Genomic DNA, 6,258 nt, shown 5'->3' on the forward strand with positions numbered 1-6,258 from the left:
AATTTCTGGAACGCATCCCTGCATGGCCACCCAACCGCTGTCCAAGCTGAAAACTGCCCGCCGCTCGCGCTTTGTCATGCGTTGGTATTCCTGGCTTTTGCTGGTGTCGGTTGCCGTATATGGCCTCGTGTTTGCGATGCACTGGGATGATCGCGGCGTGCTCTGGGTGATGGAGCGTTTCGAAAGCCCGGCCGAGCGAAAAGAGAGTATCTGGCTGCCGGATTACCGGGCGGTGATCGACGCCAAGTTGCTGCCGGGCATGGAGAAGGACGAAGCGTCAGATGTTTCTTATGACCCGCAGACCAAAACCCTGTTTGCGGTGATGGGCAAGAACCCGTTCCTGGTCGAGCTGACGTTGCAGGGCGATGTGTTGCGCAAGATGCCGCTGGTGGGTTGGGGCAACCCGGAAGCGGTGGCGGTCATGGGCAACGGTTTACTGGCGATTACCGATGAGCGCAAACACCTGCTTTCCATCGTCAAGGTCGATGCCGATACTCGCGAACTGAATATCGCCAGTTTCCCGAAATACGACCTGGGCCCGTCGAAAAACCAGAACAAGGCCTTCGAGGCGATCGTTTGGGATGCGCGCAACCAGCAACTATTGCTGGGTGAAGAGCGTCCGCCGGCGCTGTTCAGCTGGAAAAGCGATGGCAGCCAAATCCTCAAGGGCGACAAGCAAAAGCTGTCCAGCGACGAACTGGATATCCGCAACCTGTCGGCCCTGGCCATCGATCCGCGCACTGGCCACACCCTGGTGCTGTCCGCCGACTCTCACTTGTTGCTGGAATTGGACGAAAAAGGCGAGCAGGTCAGTTTCATGACTCTGCTGGGTGGTTTCAATGGTCTGAAAAAAACCATTCCCCGTGCCGAAGGCGTGACCATGGACGAAGCGGGCACGTTGTACATGGTAAGTGAGCCGAACCTGTTCTATCGCTTCGAAAAACAACCGTAGGAGTTCGGCAATTGTCGTCAAAGGCCATTGGCCATTAAGCTTGAATTCATACTGCCGTGGTATTTCATCCGCCCGTCTTGTTTCCGAGCCCGCCTGAATGCGCCGACTTGCCCGTCCCAAACCCCTGATACTGATCCTGTCGGTCATTGCGCTGATCATGCTGGTTGCCGTCGGCCAGTACCTGCGCCTGTTCGAGCGCACCTGGTTCAATGTGCAGACGTTATGGCAGCCGATGAATGCCCAGTCGATTGGCCTGGATCAATATCAGGTAACGATCGAGGCGCAAGTCATTGACGGTCTGGATGACGATGTTTCGGCGCTGACCTTCGATCCCGTGCGCAAAAGCCTGTTCACGGTTACCAACAAAAATGCCGAACTGATCGAATTGTCCCTGGAAGGCAAAATCCTGCGGCGTGTGGCACTGATCGGGTTTGGCGACCCGGAGGCGGTGGAGTTCATCAGCGCTGACACTTACGTGGTCACCGACGAGCGCCAGCAACGGTTGATCAAGATTCATCTGGAGGCGGACACGACGTTCCTTGATGCCGCCGACGCTGAACAGATCACCCTCGGCGTGCACATGCGTGGCAATAAGGGTTTCGAAGGGTTGGCCTATGACTCGGTGGGCAAGCGCTTGTTCGTCGCCAAGGAGCGCGACCCGATGCTGATCTACGAAGTGCAGGGCTTCCCGCACTACAACCCGGAGAAGTCCTACGCGGTGCATGTGGTGAACAACCCCAAGCGCGATGCCGGGATGTTCGTGCGAGACCTGTCGAGCCTGCAATACGATGAGCGTAGCGGCCATCTGCTGGCGCTGTCCGATGAATCGCGACTGATTCTGGAGCTGGACGTTGACGGGCGACCGCTGACCACCCTGTCACTGAGCAAGGGGCGTCAGGGGTTGCAGAAGACTGTGCCGCAAGCGGAAGGCATCGCCATGGACGATGACGGCACCTTGTACCTCGTCAGCGAGCCAAATCTGTTCTACGTCTTCAAAAAACCACCGCAACCCTGACCAGCACCCGTACCCCCTGTAGGAGCGAAGCTTGCTCGCGAAGGCGGCGCATCTGTCAGTAGAGATGTCGACTGATACGCCGCCTTCGCGAGCAAGCTTCGCTCCTACAGAGGTTTTGTGTTTGGCTTACTCGGCGCGCAGGGTTTTCACGCCTTCGCTCGTCCCCAGCAGCAGCAAATCAGCCGGGCGGGCTGCGAACAAGCCGTTGGTGACCACGCCGACGATGGCATTGATCTGTGTTTCCAGCTCCACCGGGTTGGTGATCTGCATGTTGAACACGTCGAGGATGATGTTGCCGTTGTCGGTCAGCACGCCTTCACGGTAAACCGGGTCGCCGCCGAGCTTCACCAGTTGGCGGGCCACGTGGCTGCGGGCCATCGGGATCACTTCCACCGGCAGCGGGAACGCACCAAGCACCGGCACCAGTTTGCTGGCGTCGGCGATGCAGATGAAGGTCTTGGCCACGGCCGCAACAATCTTCTCGCGGGTCAGGGCTGCGCCGCCGCCCTTGATCAGGTGCAGGTGCTCGTCGCTTTCATCGGCGCCGTCGACGTAGAACTCCAAGTCGCTGACGGTATTGAGCTCATACACCGGAATGCCGTGGCCTTTGAGGCGGGCGGCGGTGGCTTCGGAGCTGGCGACCGCGCCATCGAACGCGCCTTTGTGCTTGGCCAGGGCATCGATGAAGCAATTGGCGGTGGAGCCGGTGCCGACCCCGACGATGCTCTTGTCGTCGAGTTTTGGAAGGATGAAGTCGACGGCGGCCTGAGCCACTGCCTGTTTGAGTTGATCCTGGGTCATGCGGGCTCCGAAGTGCCGAAGAAGGGACGAAAGGCCGGCATTATAGGCCTCGCGATGGGGAAGGTCATTGCCCGATTGGCGGGTCAAATGCGCACGCCAGACAATTGATTAACTGTAGGAGCGAGGCTTGCCCGCGAAGAGGTCATCACATCCAGCATAAATTTGGCAGTAAGATCGCTTTCGCGGGCAAGCCTCGCTCCTACAAGTGTGGTCGCCCGCCCAAAAGCCGGGTTAGACTCCTTGGCCCTGCCCAACCCGCTCAGTGATGCTTTCCGATGCTCGAACAGTACGTCAAAAAGATCCTCACCTCGCGCGTTTATGACGTTGCCGTAGAAACCCCATTGCAGACTGCCCGCCAGCTCTCCGAGCGGCTGGGCAACGATATCTGGCTCAAGCGTGAAGACTTGCAGCCGGTGTTCTCGTTCAAGATTCGCGGCGCCTATAACAAGCTGACGCAGCTGAGCGATGAAGAGCGCGCTCGCGGCGTGGTCACCGCGTCGGCGGGCAACCATGCGCAAGGCCTGGCCCTGGCGGCCAAGGTTCTGGGCGTGAAAGCGACCATCGTGATGCCCAAGACCACCCCGGAAATCAAGGTCGAAGGTGTGCGCTCGCGTGGCGGTAAAGTGGTGCTGCACGGGGATTCGTTCCCGGAAGCCCTGGCCTACTCGCTGAAACTGGTCGACGAAAAAGGCTACGTCTACATTCACCCCTACGACGATCCTCACACCATTGCCGGGCAGGGCACGGTGGCCATGGAGATTCTGCGCCAGCACCCTGGCCGTCTGGACGCAATCTTCGTCCCGGTGGGCGGTGGCGGACTGATCGCCGGGATCGCGGCATACGTGAAGTACCTGCGGCCTGAAATCAAGATCATCGGCGTCGAGCCGGACGACTCCAACTGCCTGCAAGCCGCCATGGCCGCTGGTGAACGCGTGATCCTGCCGACCGTGGGCCTCTTCGCCGACGGCGTCGCGGTGGCGCAGATTGGTCAGCACACCTTCGACATTTGCAAAGACTATGTCGATGAAGTAATCACCGTCAGCACCGATGAAATCTGCGCGGCAATCAAGGATATCTACGACGATACCCGCTCGATCACTGAACCTGCCGGCGCCTTGGGCGTGGCCGGGATCAAGAAGTATGTCGAGCAACGCGGTGTCACCGGCCACACCTTCGTGGCCATCGATTCCGGCGCCAACGTCAACTTCGACCGCTTGCGCCACGTGGCCGAACGCGCTGAATTGGGCGAGGGTCGCGAAGCCATCATCGCCGTGACCATCCCCGAGAAGCCGGGCAGCTTCAAGGCGTTCTGCGAAGCCATCGGCAAGCGCCAGATCACCGAATTCAACTACCGCTACAACACCGGCAGCGAAGCGCACATCTTCGTCGGCGTGCAGACGCATCCGGAAAACGACCCGCGCAGTGCGCTGCTCGCCAGTCTCACCGAGCAGGGTTTCCCGGTGCTCGACCTGACCGACAACGAACTGGCCAAGTTGCACATTCGCCATATGGTTGGTGGGCGCGCCGCCCAGGTGGTCGATGAAGTGGTGCTGCGCTTCGAGTTCCCGGAGCGTCCGGGTGCGTTGTTCAACTTCCTCAACAAGCTCGGCGGGCGCTGGAACATTTCGATGTTCCACTACCGCAACCACGGCGCGGCCGATGGCCGTGTAGTCGCGGGCCTGCAAGTGCCGCACGAAGAGCGTCATCTGGTACCGGCCGCGCTGGAAGAAATCGGCTACCCGTACTGGGACGAAAGCGACAACCCGGCCTATCAGCTGTTTCTCGGCTGAGCGGCTACGCTGATCGGCAGGCCATAAGGAAATCGAACAATGGAAACGTTAACCGCCCTCAAAATCGCTCATGGCGTGGCGACGGTGTTGCTGTTGATCAGCGCACTGGGGTTGGCGATCTGGGTCTGGCGCGCCCGCCGTAACGGCGACGCAAGCGCTCACACTCGTACCTTGCAACGACCGCTTGTGTTCATCTGGCTATTGATGGGCCTGGCACTGCTGAGCATGCCGTTCACCGGTTGGTGGATGGTGCATCTGGTGGGCTGGCCGTTGGGGCAGACCTGGCTGCTGGCTTCCAGTGTGCTCTACACCGTGGCGGCGTTGGGCTGGTTCTGGCTGGTGGTGCGGCTGAATCGGCTGCGCAAGGCGCCCGCGGGAGGGAATGGGAAGTTTACGTTTGCGTTGGCGCTGTTCAGCTTGGTTTGCTTTATTGCCATTGCGGGGTTGATGGGGGCCAAGCCGGTATAGCGCGGAATCTGTAGCAGCTGCCGAGGTACGAGGCTGCGATGGGCTGCGAAGCGGCCCCAAAGGGCGGTCCTGCGGACCGCAACGCAGCCTCGTACCTCGGCAGCTGCTACAGGCTTAATCAGTCGCGCAGGCTAATCACCGGCCAACCCCGCTTCTCGGCCTCGGCCCGCAGATTCACGTCCGGATCAACAGCAATCGGATTCGCCACCTGTTCCAGCAACGACAAGTCATTCATCGAATCGCTGTAGAAATAGCTGTCTTCCAGATTGTGGCCAGTCTCTTCGAGCCAACGATTCAACCGGGTCACCTTGCCTTCACGGAAGCACGGGACATCAGTGCTGCGCCCGGTGTAACGGCCGTCGATCATTTCGCATTCGGTGGCGATCAGGGTTTCAACGCCTAAACGTGCTGCAATCGGCCCGGTCACAAAGCGGTTGGTGGCGGTGATGATCACCAGTTTGTCGCCGGCCTCACGGTGCTTGGCCAGCAGTTCGATACCCTTGGGCAGTACGATCGGTTCGATGCAGTCGCGCATGTAGTCCAGGTGCCATTGATCCAGCGTGGCCATCTCGGTGCGACCGAGAACTTCGAGGCAGAAGTTCAGGTACGCGTCGTTATCCAGCTTGCCGGCCAGGTAGTCCTGATAGAACTCGTCGTTGCGTGCCTTGTAGGCGACGGCGTCGAGGAAACCGCGTTCGCACAGATAATCGCCCCAGGCGTGGTCACTGTCACCGCCCAGAAGCGTGTTGTCCAAGTCGAATAAAGCCAGCCGCATTACAGTTACTCGCTGAAAAGTCTGTAGAAAGGTGTCCAGAATACGGACTTTTCACAAGAGTGCACATAAGGTAGGTCGGCTCGTTGCTGCTTTCACAACCTTTGTGGAACAATGCGACGACATGCGTTTGCGAGGTTGTTGCCGTGATCGACCCCGATGGTTTCCGCCCCAATGTCGGGATCATTCTGACGAATGATGCCGGCCAGGTGCTATGGGCTCGCCGTATCAATCAAGATGCCTGGCAGTTTCCACAGGGAGGGATCAATCCCCAGGAGACGCCGGAAGACGCCTTGTACCGCGAGTTGAACGAAGAAGTGGGCCTGGAGCGCGAAGATGTTGAAATACTCGCCTGCACCCGGGGCTGGTTGCGCTATCGTTTGCCGCAACGTCTGGTCAGGACGCACAGCCAACCGCTGTGCATCGGCCAGAAGCAGAAATGGTTTCTCCTGCGCCTGAT

7 protein-coding genes are annotated in these 6,258 nt (G+C 59.5%); 5 read left to right on the plus strand and 2 right to left on the minus strand.

Features of this window, described 5'->3' with window-relative positions:
* The first annotated feature begins 22 nt into the window (after positions 1–22).
* Both ACIPLA_RS21275 and ACIPLA_RS21280 read left to right on the plus strand, forming a co-directional pair.
* Positions 23–952 carry an SdiA-regulated domain-containing protein gene (locus ACIPLA_RS21275; RefSeq protein ID WP_218395338.1) on the plus strand — a complete coding sequence of 310 codons (930 nt, stop codon included), beginning with the start codon at positions 23–25 and terminating at the stop codon, positions 950–952.
* A gap of 97 nt (positions 953–1,049) precedes the next feature.
* Positions 1,050–1,967 (plus strand): SdiA-regulated domain-containing protein, encoded by a 918-nt coding sequence (locus ACIPLA_RS21280; RefSeq protein ID WP_401175660.1) that lies wholly within the window; start codon positions 1,050–1,052, stop codon positions 1,965–1,967.
* A gap of 126 nt (positions 1,968–2,093) precedes the next feature.
* On the opposite strand, the gene rpiA is transcribed toward ACIPLA_RS21280, so the two are convergent.
* The gene (rpiA, locus tag ACIPLA_RS21285; RefSeq protein ID WP_192344952.1) at positions 2,094–2,768 is read right to left on the minus strand and encodes a ribose-5-phosphate isomerase RpiA; all 675 of its coding nucleotides are present in this window, start codon (positions 2,766–2,768) and stop codon (positions 2,094–2,096) included.
* Between the two features lie 275 nt (positions 2,769–3,043).
* On the opposite strand from rpiA, the gene ilvA reads away from it, so the two are divergent.
* Positions 3,044–4,558, plus strand: coding sequence for a threonine ammonia-lyase, biosynthetic (gene ilvA / locus ACIPLA_RS21290; protein WP_401175663.1), 1,515 nt, complete (start codon positions 3,044–3,046; stop codon positions 4,556–4,558).
* Between the two features lie 39 nt (positions 4,559–4,597).
* The gene (locus ACIPLA_RS21295) at positions 4,598–5,026 is read left to right on the plus strand and encodes a DUF2269 domain-containing protein (RefSeq protein ID WP_218395336.1); all 429 of its coding nucleotides are present in this window, start codon (positions 4,598–4,600) and stop codon (positions 5,024–5,026) included.
* 118 nt (positions 5,027–5,144) lie between these two features.
* Here the strand turns inward: ACIPLA_RS21295 and ACIPLA_RS21300 are convergent, their stop codons facing one another.
* Entirely contained in the window at positions 5,145–5,801 is a 657-nt protein-coding gene (locus tag ACIPLA_RS21300; protein WP_192344950.1) for an HAD family phosphatase, read from the minus strand.
* 143 nt (positions 5,802–5,944) lie between these two features.
* Between ACIPLA_RS21300 and ACIPLA_RS21305 the strand changes: the two genes are divergently transcribed.
* The coding region (locus ACIPLA_RS21305) for an RNA pyrophosphohydrolase (RefSeq protein WP_401175666.1) at positions 5,945–6,258 on the plus strand (314 nt) is incomplete at its 3' end.

This window comes from Pseudomonas sp. NPDC086112 (genome assembly GCF_044746425.1).
Lineage (GTDB): Bacteria > Pseudomonadota > Gammaproteobacteria > Pseudomonadales > Pseudomonadaceae > Aquipseudomonas.